The organism is Microcoleus sp. PH2017_35_SFW_U_B, assembly GCF_020737865.1.
Classification (GTDB): Bacteria; Cyanobacteriota; Cyanobacteriia; order Cyanobacteriales; family Microcoleaceae; genus Microcoleus.
Window position 1 is genome coordinate 18,635 of the sequence record NZ_JAEQDE010000132.1, and the last position, 22,552, is coordinate 41,186.

Consider the following 22,552-nt stretch of genomic DNA (forward strand, 5'->3'; position numbering starts at 1 on the left):
ACTCTTGTGGGGTGTCCCGCCCGCCCTGAATATACAATTTAAATGTGCGATAGCTTATCATCCAAATATATTATTCCGAGGGAGCATCCCGATTGTGCAAACATATCCGCAAGGGCGAAGCATTCGCGCCTGTATCCTATCGACTATATGAGAGATTTTTAGCGCGAATGCTTCGCCCCTACAAAAACGGGATGCTCTCTATTCCGATGCAGCCGGAAATGATATTAGTCATTAGTTAGCAGTCATTAGGGGTGCATCTCAATGCAAGCGAATATATCCGTAGGGGCGAAGCATGACCGCAGAAAATAGGAGGTTATAACTAATAATTTATATGCGGTCATGCTTCGCCCTCTTCAAAAACCAGATGCACCTGTCATTAGTCAGCAGTCATTAGTCATTAGTTACTGATTATTGGGAAATATTAAAAAATAACACATAACAACTGTCAACTGTCAACTGTCAACTATCAACTATCAACTATCAACTGAAAATAGGGTTTATATGTCAGAAAAAGTCGATCTAGAAAAAGCAGAAAATCATTTCCAAACTGGCCAAAAACTTGAACGGGAAGGGAAATTAGAAGAAGCGATCGCTATCTACGCTCAAGCGATTCAAGCCAACCCAAATAACTCTGAGTTTCACCGCAGTTTAGGAGAGGTTTTGCAACGGCTGGGGCGACATTCTGAAGCGATCGCCAGCTACCGTCAGGCAATTGAGCTACAACCGAAGTTTTCTAAAGCTTACCACAACCTAGGAAATGCCCTGAGCCAAATGAAGCAATGGGCTGAAGCAATCGCCTCTTACCGTCAGGCGATCGAACTCAAACCCAACCTCCCCACTGCTTACTACCGTTTAGGGGAAGCTTTGCAACAACTTGGAGAAATGGAAGAAGCGATTGCTGCTTACCATCAAGCTATTGAACTCAACCCAAATAACCCTGACTTTCACCACAGTTTAGGGGAATTTTGGCGGCAACAAGGGAAATATCAGGAAGCGATCGCCTGTTACCGTCAAGCTATTGAGCTGCAACCGAAGTTTTTTAAAGCTTACCATAACTTAGGAAATGCTCTGGGCCAACTGAAGCAATGGTCTGAAGCGATCGCCTCTTACCGTCAGGCGATCGAACTTAACCCAAATATTCCTGAGTTGCAATTCAGCTTAGGAGAGCTTTTGCAGCAACAAGGGAGACATTCCGAGGCTATCCCTTGTTACCGTAAAGCTATAGAGCTGCAACCGAAGTTTTCTAAAGCTTACCACAACCTAGGAAATGCTCTAGGTCAAATGAAGCAGTGGTCTGAAGCGATCGCCTCTTACCGTCAGGCGATCGAACTCAAACCCAACCTCCCCACTGCTTGCTATCGTTTGGGCGAAGCTTTGCAACAACTTGGACAGATAGATGAGGCGATCGCCAGTTACCGTAAAGCTATTGAACTGAAACCCGATTCTTCGGCCAAATTTTACTACAATTTAGGAGAACTTCTCAGCCAAAGACAGCAGTGGGAAGAGGCAATTAGCTGTTACAGTCAAGCATTCGAGCTTGACCCAAACTTTTCGCCAGCCTATTACAAATTAAGGCAAGCCTTAGCCCAAAACGGTCAGCCCGATCCACAAGACAAAACAGTTTCCTACGAGCGATCTGCTGTCAAGTTAAATGTCAATCATGAATTTCCCAAAATTTTGTTTATTCTCCCCGTCAAAGGCGGTGGAGGAGGCGCTCATTCAGTAGTGCAAGAATCCTTAGCACTTTATCGCTCTGGGATTCCTATCAAAATAGCCGTCAATCAGTCTAACTTTACTGACTTTTTAAATGGTTACAAAGAAATTCCCGAAATTGGTGAAATTGCAGCTTCTTATCAAACTTTAACTGAGTTCAAAAAATTAGCTCAAGATTTCTCTGTAGTCTGTGCTACTACTTACAGTTCAGTAAAAATCCTGGAAGCGTTAGTTAGAGAAAATCCCCAGATATTGCCAGCTTACTACATACAAGATTACGAACCATTATTTTCTTACATAGATACTCCAGAATGGGAAGAAGCGCGACAATCCTATGGACTGATTCCCCATGCTATCCAGTTTGCTAAAACTCAGTGGTTGTGCGAGATTGTTAATCGCAATCATGCTGTTAAAGTCCACAAAGTAGAAGCCAGCATCGACCATCAAGTTTACTCCCCCGATCTGAAGAGTGAAAACTCTCGTATAGAGATTTCTATGATGGTAAGATTCACCACGGCCAGACGCGCTCCCCGTCGTACATTAGCTGTCGCTAAAATTTTATCAGATTTGTTTCCAAATCAAGTACATTTTACTATCTTTGGCTCTGACCGGAGTCTGATTGAATCTGCTGGGATACCGATTCCAGAAAATACTACGATTTTTCCTCATCTGAGTCGCTCCGAAGTCGCGGCCCTGCTGCGAAACTCAGATATATTTCTAGATCTTTCTGATTTCCAGGCTTTTGGCCGTACAGCTATAGAAGCAATGGCTTCTGGCTGCATTCCAGTTGTCCCCGATAAAGGAGGAACAGATGAATTTGCGATCGCTGACTTTAACTCCGTAGTCGTTGACACCACATCGATTGAGGATTGTGTCAAGGGAATTGGTAAGCTCATTCAAGCCGATCGCAATGTCTTATTGCAACTCAAGTTAAATGCTATTGAAACAGCGGCTAGATATTCACCAAAACGTGCTGCTTTTAGCATTTACAATCTTTTCTGCAATGAGCTACTTCAACTTGCTTCATAGATAGATATTTTTAGGAGTTTCAAGTAAGTATTATGTTAGACCCTGTTCTTCAAAGACGATATCTCAATAAAGTTCAGCTCCAACTAATGACCAGAAAGCGATGGGCTTACCTACGCTATCTTCAGATGCGTGAAGGATTAATCGAAGCCTTAAAAACGGCAGAAATCAAATCCTTTCTCAGCGTTGGCTGTGGAGCTGGATTAACGGAGGTAGCTCTCGCTCTAGAATTTCCTGCAATTGAGTTTTACCTCACGGATATTGATACTAAAGCCAATATTCAACAGCGATTAGGGATGCGGATGGCCACCGAATGGGTGATTGAAAATGTCAAATGTGACACTTACGATACTTTGACTCCCTCATCAGAATCCTACGATCTAGTAGCCTCGATTGAAGTCCTAGAACATATCGAGGCTGACAAAAAAGCAGCGATTAATATGCGTGCAGCATCACGGAAGTATGTATTTGCACTTGTTCCATTTGCCAGTCATGAAACTAACCTCAATAAAAAAATGAGAGAAAGTGTCTGGAAAAATCACCAGCATTATCGCGTCGGCTACAATGCTGATAGCATCCAGGAAATTTTCCCAGATATTACAATTTTACGTGGGTGTTACTGGAACGATGCTGGTATTAAACTGCGCCAAAAACTTGAACACTTGTCTGATGAAGAAATCCGGGCTTTATTGCCACATTTAACTCAGCTAGCTAAAACAGATATTCGTAACAGTATCCCTGGCGCTGATGGAAATTGTCATGGAATGTGGATTTTGTCAAAAGTCTGAATTATATCTTTTGACAGTTGACAGTTGACGGTTGACTGTTGACTGTTGATAGTTTACAGCATTTGACAAATTAGGTACGTAGTTGCGCTTCAGCGCTCTTAGCTAATATCAGGAAAGAGCGCTGAAGCGCAACTACGTACCTTTGCTCAGTCGCTCAAGAAAAAGTGAGACCTTTTTGATAAATCAAATGTTTGTATGGGAGATTGCGAACATCGGATACACTTACATTATTAGACAACCAAATAATGCCAACAACTTCTCGATAAACTGGTTGGTTGAATTCCACTATTGGTTTTACTTCATGTTTTTCTTGTTCCCAATGCTGTTGGTTTTTGAGTGACGATAACGGGTGAATAGTTGTATCTTGAGAAGAGTTGACCAAGACTCTCCCATAAATTTCATAGTTGGGAACATTGAGTTCTTCAAGAATGTTCTTTACCTGTTGGGCTTGGAGATGTAAAGTATGACCTGTCCAGTCAGACCAATAAAATTTTAGTCCTAAAGATTTTAAGTAGTCATCGGCATCAAAAAAAGGCCCTTTAATAAAAACGAATTTTCTAGAAATTCGGATAGCATTTTTTATGGCTTCTTTGGCATAATCTAATTTAGGTAAATGCTCCAAAGTATGGTTGAGAATTGTAAAATCCACGCAACCATCAGGGAGATCGAGATTGCAAAAATCTCCTTTGATGGCATCATATCCAGCAGCTTTGGCTGATGCTACCTTCTTCGGATCGAGATCGATGCCAAATCCCTTACGCCCTTTGAGTATGTTGATTCCAAATTGAATTGAGCTACCGTTAGAACAGCCAAAGTCTGCAAAATCAAAACTTGTAATATCGAACTCACTCATAATTCTCTTCCAATCAAAATCAAATGTATTGCAACTAGAGATAATTAATTAATACATGATTTTGGTAAGGGTTTCAGGAAAATAGATGTGGTTCTGCGAAGAGAATAGATGCGTTATGCGAGATGTGGCAGTGCATCTGGTTTTGGAAGAGGGCGAAGCATGACCGCATATAAGTTATTAGTTATCATCTCATATTGACTGCGGTCATGCTTCGCCCCTACGGATATCTTCGCTTGCATTGAGATGCACCCGATGTAGCAGTGCAATTTGCCTTTTTTTATATACCGCAAACTTCCAATCTACATCCTTCCCTGATTCAATCCGGATTAAATAGGAAACTTCAGAACAAATAACTATTAACGAACATATCCCCAATAGTACGGTATGCCTAGTCCAAAACCATTGATAACTCGTCCACAGCGTTTAGGTTCATCTAGAACCTACTACAAATTTCAAGGAAAACCTTACAAGCATCTGGAAATAGAGATTAAATTAACTTCTTTAAAAACGATAGCTACTGCTATTTTGTTAGGGGTTCCTTATCTGGGGTTTATTTACGTGTTTTTTTCTGGAGGAGCAAAAGTTATAGCTGTTGGTTTGGTAGTAGTAGGTATCTTGATAGGGGGAACGATCGCACTTTTATACTACTTAAACAGACAAGAGCCTGTCAAACCGCCGACAAATCAAAACAAACGGCGGTAATACCCAGCCCCAAACTCTATTCTGGGGCTGACGCTAGCTCGATCGCTCCATCCGAAATACGATCGCCCCTCCCGACTGCGAAATTCAGATTTTGGGTATCATCAAGCGATCTGTTGAAAATTTTGATACAACTGTCCGGATTGCTACTGAATTCCCAGGAAAGTAGATTAGTAGATGCACCCTGATAATTAACTCCCGACCAATTTTGGCCGGGTTTTTTTTGAGCGATCGCACGCACAGCCGTAAATTCTCGCAAATTTCCCAAATTCTCCGGAAAAAGGTGTGGTGTTACCGGAGAGTAGATTAGTAGATGCACCCTGATAATTAACTCCCGACCAATTTTGGCCGGGTTTTTTTTGTCGATCGCACTTTATGAGCAAATTCTGGCAAATTTCCGAAACTATCCCGAAAGAGGTACGGTACTACCGGAGACTAAATTAGTAGATGCAACGGTACTACCGGAGACTAAATTAGTAGATGCACCCTGATTAATTAACTCCCACGCCAATTTTGGTTTGGGGGTTTTTTTTTGGCGATCGCACTTTATGAGCAAATTCTGGCAAATTTCCGAAACTATCCCGAAAGAGGTACGGTGCTACCGGAGACTAAATTAGTAGATGCACCCTGATTAATTAACTCCCAACCAATTTTGGCCCGGGAGTTTTTTTTGTCGATCGCACCTCAGATCAAATCCGATTGCATAGCCCTGTATTCATCTCCATCTTCTCTCTCTGTGTCCTCTGCGCTCTCTGCGGTTAAATAATTCCGATACAACCGGAAACGATATCAAGCCATCAACTCTGACTAATTTCCCAAACTGTCCGGAACGAGGTACTGTCGCGCCGGAGACTAAATTAGTAGATGCACCCTGATTAATTAACTCCCGCGCCAATTTTGGCCGGGTTTTTTTTGTGTTAAGGCTGATGCTGAAAAAATTTGAGGTAAGTTTCCGGATTGCGCTGGAATTCTGAGGAAGCTTAGTTGGTAGATGCACCCTGATTAATTAACTCCCGACCAATTTTGGCCGGGTTTTTTTTGGCAAAAATTAGATATAACCAGAGGTAGCGACTGTTTGAGGGCTGAAGTATAAGCTCAGAAACCCGGTTTCTAGGAGTTTTGCTCTTGGGTTACGACAAATGTTGAAAGAAACTGAGATCTTGCACCATTCTCAATTACCTTTTTATGAACAGGCAAGATGCCTGTTCCACAAGAAAATTCATCTTTTGTGGAACGGGCATCTTGCCCGTTCTTGAGAATGGTGCAAGATGTGAGAAGAAACCGAGTTGCTGAAATAAATTTTCTAAATTTTCCTGAATGTGGTGCTGTCGGAGCGGAGATTAAATTATGTAGATGCACCCTGATTAATAAACCCCAGCCAATTTTGGCCGGGGTTTTTTTTGATCGAAAGCTGGATCGAGTCGATCGACCTACAACAGATCGAAAGACTGCACCTCAAGCACCGGGCCGATCATCGCAAAAGTCATTACATCCTTGCGGATTTCACCTTTGACGCTGACTTTAAGACCAGCTTTTTTCAACTCAGAAGGAGCATCCTTAAGTTCGTAAGTTTCCCCATCTTCGCCGATTAAAGCCCAAGTGCCCGGGCCTAATCCTTTGCGTTCAATTTCGCCTTTGACTGTAATACTCATGCTGACTGCGCCTCTGTTTTAATAGCCAAACGTGCCAATCCAAAACACAACAAAGCATTGACAATCAAGAATGTTTGTGCTACTAAACCAGTTCCCAATCCCCAAACTGCGGGAGAGAGAACAGCATTCACTGCTAAACAGCTAGCAAAGCCGATCGAAGTTGCGATCGCGATCCACTTCCACTCTCTGTGTCCCAACAGCAAAACAATCAAAATCCCGGGAATTAAAACGCTAGCAAATAAGGGATTCAGCATACTGCTGCCGTTAATTGCACCGCCGAGTTCGGGGATAGAACTACCCATGATTCTCATCGGCCACTGCGGCAAGTCAAATACGAACAAGTTGCGGAGGAAACAGAAGCCAGAACTTCCAGCAATCAAGCCGCCGGAAAAGCCCCAAGTCCACTGGAAGGGGAAATAATTCCGCAAAATGAAAGCCAGCAGGTAAGAACCGAGCACCATGGCAATTTTCGGCAACAGGGCGACTGCACCGCCGTCAATCCAGAAGCGGGGGCTGAGATAGCCGTTGTCGCGCAGCCAGCGGAAGAAGTCGCGGAAGTTGATTTGTCCGCGCTGGGCTAGCTGAACTGCTGCGCCTGCGTCTAGATGTCCCGAACCAAAATGGTTTAAGGGGTCTTCTGTGACATTTCGCGAGGATTGCAAGAGTATGCTGCGAATTTGGTCTGGTTCTGTGATGCCGGAGGCTTTGATTAGGGCTGCTACGCCGGCGACGTGGGGAGAAGCCATGCTGGTGCCTTGGTAGGCTTCAAAGACTTCGTTTCCTGTTTCTGGGTCGATCGTACTTTGGAGAATTTTGCCCAGTTCAGAACCACCGGGGGCAGAAATGTCAACCCCGGCGCCGAAATTGGAATAATCGGCTTTTTCTTCGTTGGGGCCGAGGGCCGAAACGCCGATGACGTGGGGATAGCGGGCGGGATAGGAAGCGGAACTTTCGCCGGAGTTGCCTGCGGCTGCGATGATGACAACGCCTTTAGAGTGGGCGTAGTCGATCGCCTCTTCCATTAACTGACTTTCGCCACCGCCACCTAAACTCATGTTGATGACATCTGCGCCATTGTCTGCTGCAAATTTAATTGCTTCGGCAATGTCGGAAACTGTACCGCCACCGCTGCCGCCTAATACTTTGAGCGGCATTAAAGCTGCTTCGTAGGCGATGCCTGCGACGCCGTAGTTGTTGTTAGTTGATTGGGCGACAGTACCTGCGACGTGAGTACCGTGGCCGTGGTCATCGTAGGCTTCGGCGCGATCGTTTACAAAGTCGTAGCCCGGTACAAATTTGGTTTCTTTTAAGTCGGCAACGGGGGTAATGCCGGTGTCAATTATCGCTACTGTTGTACCGCTGCCTTTGGTTTCGTTCCAGGCAGATTCTACGTTGATGCTGCGAAGATTCCACTGCTTGGTATACATGGGGTCGTTGGGAATCTCGAAAGCGCTGTATACGTAGTTCGGTTCAATGTATTCGGTATCTTTAGCCAAATTTGATTTTCTCAGGGCGTTTAGCAAAGTGCGATCGCCCTTGACAACATACACATTATCTGATGTTGAGAATTCGCTGTTGAGTTGGGGTGATATTTGGTACTGTTGGGCGATCGCATTTACTTCTTTGGCAATCTGGGCAGCACCGATATCTTCGCGGAAATCCAGCACAATCGAGTCGTAAGTGCCTTGAGTAGCCAGTCCTGGGAAATTTGAAATCGCCCAGCCGAGCCCGATTAAAAATAAGCACAAAAGGAAAAACTTTTTCATGGCCGATCGTCCGTTTAGGGAAGGCTTGTTCACCACAATAACCCAATTTTCAGTGCGATCGCCAGTTTTACGGGTGGCGGCTGCTGGATGACTCGCGGGCGGGCCTTTGGTATGTGGTGGTGGGGGCTGCCCGTGCGATCGCAAATTGGTATAATTTCTAGTTTAAATTGCCGAGCAAGTTTGAGGAGTTCAATCAATTGTATCATGAGAGGAGATGGCAAACAAAACCGGGAGTATTTTTTACCAGAAATAATTGGTTTAAAGCCTCTCCCCGATCCGGATAAATTAAAAGAAAACTATTCATTACTCCAATCCTCTTCCTTTTAGGTAGAGGTCGCCCTCATCTGTCAACTGTCAACTGTCAACTGTCAACTGAATGAAAAGGATATTGCATGGAAAGAGGTTTAATGTGGCTGCCGCTGCTGGCACTTTTTATTGCTCTGGCTTGGGCTGGATGGAACGAGTATCAAAAGTTAGAAGCGTATCGCGTCTGGGCGGAACAATTCGCTAAGGCAAAATACGATATTTATGCTGTACTCGGTCAGCAAGAAGACTGTTTGACTTGGGGGAAACCTACTCGCAGCGGCCCTGTGAATTTGCAAAGTTTTTCGTTGAAAAATGTGCAGTCGCTGCGGTTGTTAGTTAACGGTGCTGTGGTAGATTTAGAATCGCCGCCGAATTCTGGAAAAGCGATCGCCATAGAATTTCTGTTAAAAGATACTGCGGCGGTGCAGGTTCCTTTTACAGAAGTTCCTCTAGCAACTAAATGGGCAAAGTATTTGCAACAGGAATTGCAGAGATTTCTCTAAGATTATAGAGTCAATGCCATTTCTGAATCCTCTGATGTCCGGTAGATAGCTCGCAATCAAATAGGTTTGTAGTGAGGGAGCATCTCATTTTTGCAAAAAGCATTTTTTCTTTCAGTGCTGTCCCCGCTCGCGTGCTTTATAAAGCACGCGAGCGGGGACGCTCGCACTACAAATGCAAAACTCAGAGGCTCCCTGTAGTGAGGACTTCAGTCCGCATAAAATCCGAGGACTGAAGTCCTCACTACAAACGAGATAACTGTTATTTTACCCGACTATAAATTGTTTTTTACCTTCCCCTTCCCCTGCGAATGCAAATACAGGAATTTTTACAGCGCTACCAAGAGGGAGAGCGGAACTTTGCTCATATTGACCTCAGCGGTGCTAGTTTAAGCGGTGTCAACCTTCGAGAAATAGACTTAACTGGTGCTAACTTGACGGGTGCTAATTTGAGCTGGTCTTTTTTGAGCAATGCTAAGTTAATTGGGGCTTGTTTGCGCCGCGCGGATCTCCGCAGTGCGGGGATGGCTGGGGCGAATCTGACTGGGGCAAATTTGAGCGGAGCAAATCTTGCGAAAGCAGATTTGCGTCTTGGTTGTTTGGAAGCAGCAGATCTTAATTGGGCGGCGCTGTGCGAGGCGGATTTGGGCGGTGCTAATCTTCAAGGAGTTAAATCTGACCAAATTAATTTAGAAAAAGCTAAACTCGACGGCGCGCAGTTGATGGGGGCGGAATTGATGGAGGCGAATCTCAACCGCGCGAGTCTTGTTGGTGCGAATTTGACGGGTGCTAATTTGCGGGAAGCGCATTTGGTGGAAGCGAATTTGCGATCGGCAATTTTGAGCGGTGCAAATTTGATTGAAGCTGACTTGAATGGTGCGATTTTGCGATCGGCAAATCTGACGGGCGCTGACTTGCACCGAGCTGTGCTGGCGGGGGCGGATTTGACTGAGGCGGTGCTGGATCGGGCTGATTTGAGTCGAGCGAATCTGGCGGGTGCTTATTTATTGAAAGCGAGTTTTAAGCAGGCGCTTTTGCTGCGAGCTAACTTGCAAGAAGTGTATTTGCTGCGGGCGGATTTGAGCGAGGCTAATTTACGCAGTGCTGATTTGCGGAAAGCTGATTTAAGCGGCGCTTATTTGGTGGATTCGATGTTGGCTGAAGCGGATTTAAGAGAAGCTTGTTTGATTGAGTGCCATTTAATTCGGACGGATTTGGAGGGGGCGCAGCTTACGGGGTGCTGCATTCAAAATTGGCAGGTTCAAGATGTCGAGCTGTCTAAAGTTAACTGTCGTTATGTTTTTACTGACTTTGATTATACTGCGAAAGTTGTGGCAAATCGCTTTCCGGTCGATCGCGATTTTGAGTCTGGGGAATTGGGACAGCAGTATCACGAGGAAAGTTCGATTGTGGAGGTGTGTTTTGGTGAGTTTCCTAATTGGGAGGCTTTGGTGTTTACGGTGCGTCGGGTGGAGTTAGAGAGTTGCGAACTTCAGTTGAACATTCAATTTTTTGAGTCTGCCCGAGAGCAAAATTTACTGCGGCTGAGCGCGAACCGTTTGGTGAATGGTAAGATTTTGGGCGATCGCATATTGGCGCTTTATCCAGATATGTTGGAAAAGGTTTTAGCTAAGGGCGCTGAAATTTTGATTTTGCTGGGATTGGCTGTTGCGGATAACGGTTCGCAGGAGGAGTCAGCAACACCGCAGCCACCAAGGCCGCTCCCAAAAGAGGTGTTGCTCAGAAGACAGGAAATCTACGAGCGAATGGTGCGCCAAATTTCGTTTATTTTGATGTCTCAGACGCCGGATAAATTCTCTGAAAGCGTACAGCGGTTGTTGGATTATTTGAAGCAGGAAGGTGTTCCGACTATTCAGATTCAGAAGAAAGTAATCAGTCAGGCGATCGTGGAGCGGGCCAAGCAAGACGCGGGTTTTCGGGAACAGTTGTTGAGGTGGGAGAAAACGGCGTCGGCGAGTATTCGCTGTTCGATGATGGGGGAAGCGGTGCGATTTGCGATCGCCCTTTTGTGGGAATGAATAGGGAGCATCTCAGTTTTGCATTTAGAGTGCTTTCCGGAGCTCGCGTATTGTACACGCGAGCGGGGACGCTCGCACTGTTTCTGCGTACACAAAAGCCCGCGAGTTTCTCGAAAGCCCGCGAGCGGGGACGCTCGCACTGTTTTTTTGCGATCGCGTGTTTCACCCCGGGCCGCGAGCGGGGACAGCACTTTTTGTCGTCAGATTAGCTGTTTTCCCAGAAAAAAGGATATTTTTCAGGTGTATCTGATAAGTTAGCTTTGACAGGATTTTGTTTAATATATTCCCAGGTATTGATAAAATGTTGGTGGCTGTTAATAATTTCCGCGTGTCGCCCATCTTGCCAAACTTTACCGATATGCTTCATTACTTTAGGAATCTCGGTTGAACTGAAACCTTTAAGACTATGAAGCAAGCTTCCAATTGACCAGTCTTGAGAATCAGACTTCGGAAAAGGCTGAAGCAAAAGATGTACGTGATCTGGCATAATAACGGCAGCGAATAGTTGATATCTTTGGTTGTGAAAGTGCAAGGTAGAATCTAGAACAACTTGTCGAGCCGGTGGAGTTAGTTCTAGTCTTTCCCAGGTAACGAATGTTATAAAATGGATATTCTTGGGGAGTGGTAATTGAATAAAATCTTGTTTCAATGACATTGATTTACCTCATTTAATTGCAAATTGGATTGAGTGCCAGGGACGGCGTGGAAAAATTGGCAAAAATCGCCGGAAATCCTACAGTGCGAGCGTCCCCGCTCGCGTGGAAAAATACCCATCGCTCGCGGATCAAAATTGGCAAAAATCGCTGGAAATCCTACAGTGCGAGCGTCCCCGCTCGCGTGGAAAAATACCCATCGCTCGCGGATCAAAATTGGCAAAAATCGCCGGAAATCCTACAGTGCGAGCGTCCCCGCTCGCGTGGAAAAATACCCATCGCTCGCGGATCAAAATTGGCAAAAATCGCCGGAAATTGCACAGTGCGAGCGTCCCCGCTCGCGTGAAAAAATACCCATCGCTCGCGGATCAAAATTGGCAAAAATCGCCGGAAATTGCACAGTGCGAGCGTCCCCGCTCGCGGGAAAGAATAGCCCAATCCCGAGCAAAAATCAACAAAAATTGTCGGAAATCCCACAGTGCGAGCGTCCCCGCTCGCGTGGAAAAATACCCATCGCTCGCGTGGAAAAATACCCATCGCTCGCGTGGAAAAATACCCATCGCTCGCGTGGAAAAATACCCATCGCTCGCCATCGCTCGCGTGGAAAAATACCCATCGCTCGCGTGGAAAAATACCCATCGCTCGCGTGGAAAAATCAACATCAATTCGGTACAAGAATCAACATCAATCGTGCGGCAAAATCAATATATAGCCTTTCTCAAAAAGATGAGGTATAACTGACAGCTCATATAACCACTAAACTAAGAAGGGCCCAAGCCCAACAACATACCTCATCTTTCTGAGCACCGTTATAAATAGCCCGATCGCACTATTCCTCCACCAGCCAACCAATTACCAATCTTGACTCGCCAGTTGGCGGCCCGCTAAAGCCCGCACTTGCTCGTCTACGTCGGAAACTGCGAGCGATCGCACCAATCGCAAAGTTTCCTCATTTTCGGGATAATGTTCGATAATTGCTTCGAGTGCTGTAAACCGGGGATTGTAAGCAAAAGAACCTGTTCTATCGTAGGCATCGGTAAGAGCTCTGTGGCGCAAAAACTCAAACATTCCCGGTTCGTCCTTCCATCCCCGAATTAACTCTACCAGAGCGATCGCCCGCACCTGCGAATCATCATCCTGCTCGGCCCTAATTTTCAGCCACTCAAAAGTTTGAGACTCATTTGTCCGCCCCCGGGCTAACTTTTGCAAAGCAATTTTCCTAACAGCCGAACTCTCATCGCCCTCTGCTTTAGCCTCCAACATCCGCAAAGTTTCAGCACCATCGGGCCAATTGCGAGCGAGTTCCTGCACCGCCACCTCACGCACCTCCTCATCCCCAGCCTCAAGCTGAATTTTCAACCAAGACAAGGTTTCCGGCTCTTGCGGCCATCCCCGCGCTATTTCTCGCACCAGCACGCTCAGCAAGTGAGAATTGGGCTCCGACTCCGCCAGTTGTTTGAGAAAAGGCAGCGTCTCGCCCCGGTGTCCCCAGCCTCTTGCTATCTGTTCCACCGCAGTTTCTCGGACGTTGATGTGTCTGTCTGATTCAGCCAGAATTTTCAACCATTCAAAGACTTCGAGACTGGCTGACGGTAAGGTGGCTGCGGCTACTACTACCACTTGCCGCACAGTCCAATAATCATCTGAGTTCGCAATTTTTTGCAGCAGGGGCAGTGTCTCTGGGCTGTCGGGCCAACAGGAGGCAATTTGTTGCAAGGCTATTTCGCGCAGTTCGGCGTCGAGATCGCTCGTAGCTATATTTTGCAAAAAAGCCAGAGTTTCGGGCTTAGATGGCCAGCCAGAGGCAATTCCTTGGACTGCCGCCTGCCGGACGGTGGAACTCGCGTCGGACTGGGCGAGACTTTTCAGCAGCGGGTAAATATCTGGTTCGCCCGGCCAGCGCGAGGCCAATTCTTCGATCGCCGCTGTTCGCACTTCTTCGTTGCTGTCGGAGGTGGCTAGGGTTTTCAGCAGCAAGCAAACCTCGTCATCGGCGGGCCAACCCGCTGCCAATTCCCGCACCGCTACTGTTCGCAGGGTAGAACTTCCTGTCTGGGCAAGGTTTTGAAGCTGGGACACCGTGCCTAAAACGCTGTGCCAACCTCTGGCTATTTCTTGCCACGCTACGACTCGCACTCCCAAATTTTCGTCGGATTCGGCGGCCGTTCTCAGCAGCAGCAAGGTATCTGTGCGATCGGGCCAACGAGAGGCCAACTGTTCCAGGGCGCAGGTGCGGACTGCGGGACTGCGATCGGACTGAGCCAGAACCGCCAGCAGCGGCAAGGTATCGCTGTTAGAGGGCCAACCAGAAGCCATTTCTTCGATTGCAGCCGATCGCACTGCCCAGCTTCGATCGGATTTAGCGAGGTTTTTGAGCATCAGGTAAATTTCTGGTTCGTCAGGCCAACCGCAGGCTATGGCTTTGACTGCTGTGGCGCGGACTTCGCCGCTGTCGCTGGAGTGTGCTAGTATTTTGAGCCAAGGCAGGGTTTGCGGGTCGTTTTTCCAAGTTTGGGCGATCGCGGCGATCGATCGATAGCGAATTTGATAAGTTTCCTGCAATTCTTCAGCGCTTTGATAAAGAATCAGAAAAACCGTACCGTATTGCGATAACTTTTTTAAAGCGTTTAACAGTTTTTTTTCTGTTGTTTCATTGATGCCATTTTTAACTCTTGATAGGCATTCTGCTGCTAAAAATAAATTAATAAATTTTTCTTGTTGACCATTTTGAGTTATCAAATATTCTATAACTTCGCTCGCTGTTTCTTTGTCGAGCTTGGCTGCAATTTCTCGGAGGAATTCGTGCAAAGATTCATCTCGCCAGTGCTGGCCGAAAACTTGTGTTTGGAGTTCGGCCCCAGTCAGTTGACCTGTTTTGAGTTGTGCGTCGATTAACTCTGCCACTGTCTGGGGATTATTTTCGACAACAAGTTTTTTTAATAACATAGTGATATCCTACCCCCTAAAGTTTGTTTGGATTGAAAATCTGAAATAAGACGCTCGCGGTTGAAACGGCTTCTATAGATACAAAACCCGCTTGTATAGCGGATTGAAAACCGAGTGGTTGAAATTACGCTATCTTCTTTACACCGTGCAGGCGGACGAAAGTTTGACTGTAGATGCGATTTCTACCGCTGTCCGATCCAGATTGTAGTATGCAGCCGATCGACTCTATTTTATAGCAAAACCAGTGGCTCGATCGCGCCCCAATGCAAAATCCGCCACCACCCAATCGGAATGTTGGGTGTTGGCGGATGGATCTCGAACAATTGGGGCGTTGAATCTAGCTAGCTGCTACTTGGACGCGATCGCCTGCAACCCGAACCCGAAAAGTCGGAATTGTTACCGTTTCATCGTCCAAACACTGGCCAGTAGCCAAGCTAAAATTCTGCTTGTAAATCGGAGAAGCAACTTTTAGAGTGCCGCTGCGATCGCCCACAAGTCCTCGGGACAACACAAAAGCCTTGCTAAACGGGTCGTAATTGCTCAAAGCATACAGTTCATCCCCGTTTCCCACTCGGAAAACAGCCACTTGTTCCCCAGCCACCAAAGCACAAACTCCTGTATTTGGGGCGATCGCATCCAGGGAGCACACATCTACCCAAGTTGTTACTGTATCGGAAACCTGTAATGATTGAACCATTTTTTTCCTGTTAATTTAATACGACTAATCTCATTCCCAGTCTACGGCTTTCATCCTATCAACAATTGGCTAAAACCTACGAGCGCTCTCGTTTGTCTGGGAGCATCGATCCCCCTCGCATCCCCCTTTTTAAGGGGGACGCAAGATAATACTCCTGTTCCTCCCTTTTTTTAATGGGGTTAGGAGAATTTTGATAATACTCCTGTCCCCCCCTTTTTAAGGGGGGTTAGGGGGGATCCGGGGCTTTGCCTAAAACAATCAAGCTGACAATAGGTTTAAGTTCAAGTTGACACGCTTGGAATTATTCCGAAACTCCAGCTAGAGCCTTTTCATCCTCGTAAGCAGGGCGATTTTGTCCCCGTTCCTCGACACGAACAATACTCGGATCTGGCAAATCGGAATTCACAAAATGCTGGAATCGCTGCACCTTTTGCGGGTCTTCAATCGTCGTTTTCCACTCGCATTGATAAGTATTCACCAAATGCTCCATCTGCGCCTCTAACTCAGCACAAATGCCCAGAGAATCCTCAATTACCACCTGCTTCAAGTATTCAATACCGCCCTCAAGCTTGTTCAACCAAGTAGCGGTACGTTCCAAACGATCCGCCGTGCGAATGTACAAGACCAAAAAGCGATCGATATACTTAATCAAAGTTTCCTTATCGATATCCGCCGCCAGCAAAACCGCGTGCTGCGGCTTAATCCCGCCGTTACCGCACACGTACAAATTCCAACCATTCTCAGTAGCAATAATCCCAAAATCCTTGCTTTGAGCTTCCGCGCATTCGCGAGTGCAGCCAGAGACAGCAGACTTGAGCTTGTGGGGCGATCGCAAACCGCGATAGCGCAACTCAACCTCGATCGCCAAACTCGTCGAATCCTGCACCCCAAAGCGGCACCAAGTGCTACCAACACAAGATTTGACAGTCCGCAAAGCCTTACCGTAAGCGTGTCCAGACTCAAATCCCGCATCAATCAAGCGGTGCCAAATATGCGGCAACTGATCCACCCGAGCACCAAGCAAATCGATCCGCTGTCCGCCAGTAATCTTAGTATAAAGCCCAAAATCCCTGGCAACTTCTCCCAAAGCAATCAACCTCTCCGGCGTAATTTCTCCACCCGGGATGCGCGGTATCACCGAATAAGTACCGTCGCGCTGAATGTTTGCCAAATAGTAATCGTTGGTATCTTGCAAACCGACGTGAGACTTCTCTAGAATATGGTCGTTCCAAGTAGAAGCCAGCATCGAAGCCACAGCAGGCTTGCAAATTTCGCAGCCGTGCCCTTTGCCGTGTTTGGCGATCGTCTCATCAAAGCTTTTCAGCTCTTGAGAGCGCACCAAATGGTACAATTCTTGACGGGAATACTCAAAATGTTCGCAGAGATGATTTTTGACCGCAAACCCGGCTTTCTTCATCTCCGACTTAAAGATGTCCGTCACCAAAGGCACGCAACCGCCGCAGCCCGTACCAGCTTGAGTGCATTTCTTGACACTGCCGACATCAGTTAAATTGCGATCGCGAATCGCCTCACAAATCTGCCCTTTACTGACATTATTGCAAGAACAAATTTGAGCAGAATCCGGCAGACTCTCCACACCAAAACCAGCAGGTGCTCCGCCTTCGCGCGGTGGCATCAACAAATCTTCTGGATGTGGCGGCAAAGCAATATCATTTTGCATGAATTGCAGCAAAGTGCCGTAAGCAGAAGCATCTCCGACGAGAATACCGCCTAAAATTCGGCTACCATCTTGATTTAAAACTAATTTCTTGTAAGTGCCTTGGAAATTGTCAGCAACAACAATCTCTTTAGCACCGGCAGAATTCGCAAAAGCATCACCAAAACTCGCCACATCCACACCCAAAAGTTTCAGTTTTGTGGACATATCCGCACCAGTGAAAGTGCTAGTGGGACGGGCATCTTGCCCGTCATCCGCAGCGCTGCTCAAAATATCTGCTGCTACGCCAGCCATTGTATAACCAGGGGCAACTAAACCGTAGATGCGATTTTGATAAAGTGCACATTCGCCGATCGCATAAATATCAGAATCCGAAGTTTGGCAGCTATCATTAATTATAATACCGCCGCGTTCTCCCACTGCAATCTCGCAACCTCGGGCAATTTCATCTCGGGGGCGAATACCAGCAGAAAACACAATCATATCCGTTGCCAATTCCGAACCATCAGCAAACAGCATTTTAGTAACTTTGCCATCTTCGCTGACAATTTCGGTGGTAGATTTGCTAGTGTGAACCGAAACCCCCAACTCCTCAATTTTGTTACGGAGAATCGCACCACCAACCTCATCAACTTGCACTGGCATCAGCCGCGATGCAAACTCAACCACATGAGTTTTCAAACCCATATTTTGGAGAGCATTAGCGCACTCCAAGCCTAACAAACCGCCGCCAATTACTACACCTATTTTGCAATTTTTAGCATAATCTGACATCGCCTCCAAGTCGTCAATTGTCCGGTAAACAAAAGTACCAGCCGCGTCTTTGCCTTTGATAGGCGGTACAAATGGATAGGAACCGGTGGCGAGAACAATTTTGTCGTAGGGAACTTCTAAACCGTTGGCTGAAGAGACAGTTTTTTGTTCGCGATTGATGGCGACTGCTTTGTCGCCGATGTGAATTTGAATACCATTTTCTTGATAAAATCCCGGTGCAACTAGAGATAAATCTCCCGCCGTTTTCCCAGAGAAAAATCCGCTGAGGTTTACGCGATCGTAAGCAACGCGCTGCTCTTCACAGAAAGTAATTAAATTCCAGCATTTGGCAGCATCCGAGCTCACCATTAACTCTAGGAACTTGTGACCTACCATACCATTGCCAATTACAATCAGATTTTTTTTGGCTGTCATTAGAATCTCTTTTATCTCGTTTATCCGTCGTTGGTTTTATTAATATAAGAATTTTTTGTAAACTTTTGTATGTATGGATACAAAAAGTTAACTTTTATGCAATTGTCGTATGGTGGCGATTGCATTTTTGCATGAGGTGTGGTGACAGTTGATAATTGACAGTTGATAATTGACAGTTGATAATTGATAATTCACAGGGCAGGAGATTGTTCGGTAAATATCCACTGTCCATCTGTTCACTGTCAACAGTCCCTCTGCTCACTGTCAACTGTCATTGAGTTTTTGTTTGGTTGTTTTGATGATGCTGGTTAGTAGTTTTAGGAGTTCTTTTAGGTCGTTTAAGATTGATTCGCTTTCTTTTGGGGTGAGATAATCGGTTTCTCGAAGTAGCAATATCCAGTATTCAGTTTCGTGGGCTTCTTTGAGGGCTATCGCTAGTTTATGAATAAAATCGGCTTTGCTTTCTGCTTGTTCTGCTTCTCTAACTAATGCACCGATAGCTGTTCCAGATCGTAGTAGTTGTTTTGACAATACATATTCTTTTTTATTGAAAAACAAGTATTTATATAGGTTTACCGTTCGGACGGCAAACGCAAAAGATTTATTTTTGAGTGGTGAGTTATCAGTCATTGACAGTTGATAGTTGATAGTTGACAGTTGATAGTTGATAGTTGATAGTGCCCGAGATTGTTCGCTAAATATCCACTATGAACTGTCAAGTGTCAACTGTCAATAGTCCCCTCTCAACTGTCAATTGCCAACTGTCAACTGTCAATTCTTCACTGTCAACTGTCAACTGTCAACTGTCAACTGTTTAAGCTCCCATACCGGAATACTGTTTTAAACCCTGCCGCCACAGCCAGCGATTCCACACAAAAAACACCACACCCCAACCCAGCATCACCAACAAACCACGGCCAACATCAACGGGCAATCCGATCAAAATTGAAGCAGGAAAATGAATCAAATAAGGAAACGGAGTCCACAAAACCACTGCGCGCACTGCTGGGGGAAACACTTCTAACGGTGCGATAATTCCCGATAAAAACAGGTAAATCAAGAACCAAAATTGCTCGATCGCACTTGCGCGCTCTATCCAAAAAGCAAACAGCGCAAAGGTATACTGGATCAGGAACCGCAAGCAAAAAGCCAAGACGACAACCAAGGCAAAAAACAGCAGCACTAATCCGAATACAAAAGGTAGCCTCGCAAACCTTTCGGAAACATGAGATGCGAAGTGATGCCATACTGGATCTAGAGGCTGCAACAATCTATTAGATAACTTGCCTTGGACTACTTCTTTTTCAAACTCCCAAATCACCCAAACAACATTAGTTTGTCGGACAATGAAAGCTGCCAAAAAGTAACGGGCAAAGTCGATCGCCTTTAGCCCAAACTGACCACTTTCTGATGCTTGCATCCACACGCCCATCAAGATAAACGGCAAAGCTCCCGACAGGGCCCACAAAAACAATTCTGCCCGGTATTCGAGCATATAAGCGTAGTAAGTCAGTAGCAAAGTTTTAGCAATTCTGATGATTCTTTTCATATCAATCTCACTAAAAAAATTATAGGTAAAGGTACGTTGTTGGGCTTTAGCCCTCTTTCGGCGTATATAGAAAGAGGGCTGAAGCCCAACAACGTACCTATCTTTATCTTGAGAATAAAACACCTTGCTTTTTAGGTAATCTGGGGGAACTCTACACTTTTCCCGTGCGAAAAACTCGACCGATTACCTCTTCAATTGGCGGATCTGTGACAGTCAAATCTATCACTTCCAACTGGGCTAAAATCTTCGACACGCTCGCCGTCAGCTCCTCTCTTTTGACCAAAAACCGGACTGAATTACCTTCAATAGATTCTACCTCGCCGTAAGCAAAAGCGCTATCTTTTGCTAGCGGTTCGGCTAATTTTACCTGGACTTCTCGGTAAGGTGCAAACCTGTCGAGCAATCCGTCCAAACTGCCATCATAAACTAATTGCCCTTCATGGATTAACAAAACACGCTTGCATAAAGCCGTAATGTCAGCCATATAGTGACTTGTCAAAAGCACAGTTGCTTGATAGCGCTCGTTATATTCTCGCAGAAATTGCCTGACACTAAACTGTGCGTTGATATCCAAACCTAAAGTCGGTTCATCTAAAAATAATACCTCCGGTTGGTGTAGCAGCGCGGCCATCAATTCAGCTTTCATTCGTTCGCCTAAAGACAGCTTGCGTACCGCCTGATTTAATTTGCCTTCTAGTGACAGCATTTCTGTCAATTCTCCAATTCGCTGCCGGTAATCTCGATCGGGAATGCCGTAGACTGCGGCATTGATTCGCAGAGAGTCGAGTACGGGTAAATCCCAAATTAACTGCTGTTTCTGCCCCATGACTAAGGTGATTCTTTGCAGAAAAGCTGCTTCGCGGCGGAAAGGAGTACGATCGCACACAGTGACAGTACCATCAGACGGGTAAATCAAACCAGTCAACATTTTCAGCGTCGTAGTTTTGCCCGCACCGTTAGCGCCGAGAAACCCCACCACTTCACCAGGTTCGATACTGAAAGAAACGCCCTCAACTGCTTTGATATTGCGGTAAGTGCGCTTAAAAAAGTGCTGCATGGTTCCTTTCAGTCCCGGTTCCTTAATCGCTACGGGATAAACTTTGCTTAAGTCTTTAACTAAGATAATTGGCATGGGCTCTAGTTTTAACTTTTATTTTAATGTGCGATCGCGCGATCGGGTTGTGCCAAGCTGTAGAATATTACAAGATATCCATTATCACATCGCACAAAATTTACAACTATGGTACTCACCCCCGATAATTCTGGCATCCCTCGCTTGGTAGGAGACAATACTGCTGAAAATATTACACTTGCACCGGGACAACTTGCCAGTTTTCCTGGGGGAGTTTGGATGCTGGGCGGCAATGATACTGTCAGGGGCGCGTCAGATGCAGAAAGGATTTTCGGCAACGATGGTAAAGACAGTCTGTTTGGCGGTGCCGGCGATGATTCTATTTACGGCGGCAAAGCTGATGACGATGTTTTGGGAGAAGCTGGAAACGATTTCTTGACGGGAGATAAAAATAGTGATTTCGTTGATGGCGGCGTGGGAAATGATTTGCTGCGCGGGGGGCAAGGTGTTGATTTGTTAGTCGGTGGTGACGGCAACGATACTTTAATTGGCGACAGAGATGTGGATGTTTACAAAGGAGGTGCGGGCAACGATGTCTTTGTTTTGAGAGTCGATCAAGCTGGACTTAGATTAGTTGGAAATGAAGTTCCTGACGCCGTAATTATCGATTTTGATAAGTCTAGCGATTCAATCGGAATTAGTACGGCATTCACCAGCAGCAATATCACTTTTGAACAAGTGAGTTATAGTTTAAACGATCCGAGACTACTGTTACTCGATCCAGGAAGTATCTCGGGGGGAACGAGTTTGTTAGCCAAGGGCGGCATCTCGCAGCAAAGTCTCGATCCCGATCGCAATGGGCGTGTGGAAGCTACTAATATTAGATTCGGTTTTACTAATGCTTTGTTGGGGACTGTGTTGAATGTGACTCCGGCAGATTTAACCGGTCGTTTGATTAATGCTAGTTCTCTGCTTTAATCTGTAGGTGTAGGGTGCGAAATACGCACCTTATTAGAAAGATGAGGTACGTTGTTGGGCTTGGGCCCTCTTAGTATTTATGATATAGTAAGCGAGGTCGCATCAAAAACTCCATTTACAGTCATACCTCATCTTTCTGATAAATGCTATATGCACCTTATTAGACTTGAATTAAATAAATCTGACTTTGATACATAAACCGCAGATGATTTTCTGCTCGCTGGAAATGAATGCAATTGCTCGTCTACTAATAATACCAATTATAGAAGAATTCTTGGTACAATATTTGAGGTTGAGTTTGTTTGCTCGACAAAGATTGGATCAAGGTACGTTGTTGCGCTTCAGCGCTCTTTATATATATTCGGAAAGAGCGCTGAAGCGCAACTACGTACCTAATTTTTCGTTTTTTATATATATTCGGAAAGAGCGCTGAAGCGCAACTACGTACC

Annotated in this window: 20 protein-coding genes; 8 read left to right on the top strand and 12 right to left on the bottom strand. The window is 45.7% G+C overall.

Annotation, left to right across the window (positions count from 1 at the left end; all coding sequences use genetic code 11):
• Positions 1-501: 501 nt before the first annotated feature.
• Both JGK36_RS30235 and JGK36_RS30240 read left to right on the top strand, forming a co-directional pair.
• Complete coding sequence (locus JGK36_RS30235) at positions 502-2,742, top strand: tetratricopeptide repeat protein (RefSeq protein WP_293198956.1); 2,241 nt, start codon at positions 502-504, stop codon at positions 2,740-2,742.
• Between the two features lie 86 nt (positions 2,743-2,828).
• Complete coding sequence (locus JGK36_RS30240; RefSeq protein ID WP_293193221.1) at positions 2,829-3,527, top strand: class I SAM-dependent methyltransferase; 699 nt, start codon at positions 2,829-2,831, stop codon at positions 3,525-3,527.
• A gap of 154 nt (positions 3,528-3,681) precedes the next feature.
• Here JGK36_RS30240 and JGK36_RS30245 read toward each other — a convergent pair whose 3' ends face one another.
• Entirely contained in the window at positions 3,682-4,380 is a 699-nt protein-coding gene (locus JGK36_RS30245; RefSeq protein WP_293186605.1) for a methyltransferase domain-containing protein, read from the bottom strand.
• 384 nt (positions 4,381-4,764) lie between these two features.
• Between JGK36_RS30245 and JGK36_RS30250 the strand changes: the two genes are divergently transcribed.
• A complete protein-coding gene (locus tag JGK36_RS30250; RefSeq protein ID WP_293186604.1) occupies positions 4,765-5,082 on the top strand; it encodes a hypothetical protein in 318 nt (105 codons plus the stop codon).
• A 16-nt stretch (positions 5,083-5,098) separates the two neighbouring features.
• Here the strand turns inward: JGK36_RS30250 and JGK36_RS30255 are convergent, their stop codons facing one another.
• Positions 5,099-5,347 (bottom strand): hypothetical protein, encoded by a 249-nt coding sequence (locus tag JGK36_RS30255; protein WP_293186603.1) that lies wholly within the window; start codon positions 5,345-5,347, stop codon positions 5,099-5,101.
• Between the two features lie 76 nt (positions 5,348-5,423).
• On the opposite strand from JGK36_RS30255, the gene JGK36_RS30260 reads away from it, so the two are divergent.
• A complete protein-coding gene (locus JGK36_RS30260; protein WP_293201273.1) occupies positions 5,424-5,570 on the top strand; it encodes a hypothetical protein in 147 nt (48 codons plus the stop codon).
• Between the two features lie 939 nt (positions 5,571-6,509).
• On the opposite strand, the gene JGK36_RS30265 is transcribed toward JGK36_RS30260, so the two are convergent.
• From JGK36_RS30265 to JGK36_RS30275, 3 genes are read right to left on the bottom strand one after another with little or no spacing between them, the layout of a single operon-like run.
• Positions 6,510-6,731, bottom strand: coding sequence for a hypothetical protein (locus JGK36_RS30265; protein ID WP_293186601.1), 222 nt, complete (start codon positions 6,729-6,731; stop codon positions 6,510-6,512).
• Positions 6,728-8,497 carry a S8 family peptidase gene (locus JGK36_RS30270; protein WP_293186599.1) on the bottom strand — a complete coding sequence of 590 codons (1,770 nt, stop codon included), beginning with the start codon at positions 8,495-8,497 and terminating at the stop codon, positions 6,728-6,730. Before JGK36_RS30270 ends, JGK36_RS30265 begins: the two co-directional genes overlap by 4 nt.
• A 29-nt stretch (positions 8,498-8,526) precedes the next feature.
• The gene (locus JGK36_RS30275) at positions 8,527-8,703 is read right to left on the bottom strand and encodes a hypothetical protein (RefSeq protein WP_293186597.1); all 177 of its coding nucleotides are present in this window, start codon (positions 8,701-8,703) and stop codon (positions 8,527-8,529) included.
• A gap of 186 nt (positions 8,704-8,889) precedes the next feature.
• Between JGK36_RS30275 and JGK36_RS30280 the strand changes: the two genes are divergently transcribed.
• Positions 8,890-9,306, top strand: coding sequence for a hypothetical protein (locus JGK36_RS30280; RefSeq protein WP_293186595.1), 417 nt, complete (start codon positions 8,890-8,892; stop codon positions 9,304-9,306).
• 308 nt (positions 9,307-9,614) lie between these two features.
• Entirely contained in the window at positions 9,615-11,342 is a 1,728-nt protein-coding gene (locus tag JGK36_RS30285) for a pentapeptide repeat-containing protein (protein ID WP_293198958.1), read from the top strand.
• Positions 11,343-11,547: 205 nt separating this feature from the next.
• Here the strand turns inward: JGK36_RS30285 and JGK36_RS30290 are convergent, their stop codons facing one another.
• Positions 11,548-11,997: a transposase gene (locus JGK36_RS30290; protein ID WP_293186592.1), complete on the bottom strand. Its 450-nt coding sequence runs from the start codon at positions 11,995-11,997 to the stop codon at positions 11,548-11,550.
• Positions 11,998-12,132: 135 nt separating this feature from the next.
• Between JGK36_RS30290 and JGK36_RS30295 the strand changes: the two genes are divergently transcribed.
• The gene (locus JGK36_RS30295) at positions 12,133-12,732 is read left to right on the top strand and encodes a hypothetical protein (RefSeq protein WP_293201275.1); all 600 of its coding nucleotides are present in this window, start codon (positions 12,133-12,135) and stop codon (positions 12,730-12,732) included.
• Positions 12,733-12,847: 115 nt separating this feature from the next.
• Here JGK36_RS30295 and JGK36_RS30300 read toward each other — a convergent pair whose 3' ends face one another.
• From JGK36_RS30300 to JGK36_RS30325, 6 genes are all read right to left on the bottom strand, one after another.
• Positions 12,848-14,941, bottom strand: coding sequence for a HEAT repeat domain-containing protein (locus JGK36_RS30300; RefSeq protein WP_293198962.1), 2,094 nt, complete (start codon positions 14,939-14,941; stop codon positions 12,848-12,850).
• A 337-nt stretch (positions 14,942-15,278) separates the two neighbouring features.
• Positions 15,279-15,638, bottom strand: a complete 360-nt coding sequence (gene nirD / locus JGK36_RS30305; protein ID WP_293143783.1) for a nitrite reductase small subunit NirD — start codon at positions 15,636-15,638, stop codon at positions 15,279-15,281.
• Between the two features lie 301 nt (positions 15,639-15,939).
• On the bottom strand, positions 15,940-18,504 hold the full coding sequence (gene nirB / locus JGK36_RS30310) for a nitrite reductase large subunit NirB (protein ID WP_293186588.1): 2,565 nt from the start codon (positions 18,502-18,504) through the stop codon (positions 15,940-15,942).
• Between the two features lie 264 nt (positions 18,505-18,768).
• Positions 18,769-19,134, bottom strand: a complete 366-nt coding sequence (locus tag JGK36_RS30315; protein ID WP_293186586.1) for a four helix bundle protein — start codon at positions 19,132-19,134, stop codon at positions 18,769-18,771.
• A 184-nt stretch (positions 19,135-19,318) separates the two neighbouring features.
• Positions 19,319-20,053, bottom strand: a complete 735-nt coding sequence (locus JGK36_RS30320; protein ID WP_293201277.1) for an ABC-2 family transporter protein — start codon at positions 20,051-20,053, stop codon at positions 19,319-19,321.
• 151 nt (positions 20,054-20,204) lie between these two features.
• On the bottom strand, positions 20,205-21,185 hold the full coding sequence (locus tag JGK36_RS30325) for an ATP-binding cassette domain-containing protein (protein WP_293186584.1): 981 nt from the start codon (positions 21,183-21,185) through the stop codon (positions 20,205-20,207).
• Between the two features lie 108 nt (positions 21,186-21,293).
• Here JGK36_RS30325 and JGK36_RS30330 point away from each other — a divergent pair, with 108 nt between their 5' ends.
• Entirely contained in the window at positions 21,294-22,103 is an 810-nt protein-coding gene (locus JGK36_RS30330; protein ID WP_293186582.1) for a calcium-binding protein, read from the top strand.
• The last annotated feature ends 449 nt before the right edge of the window (positions 22,104-22,552 follow it).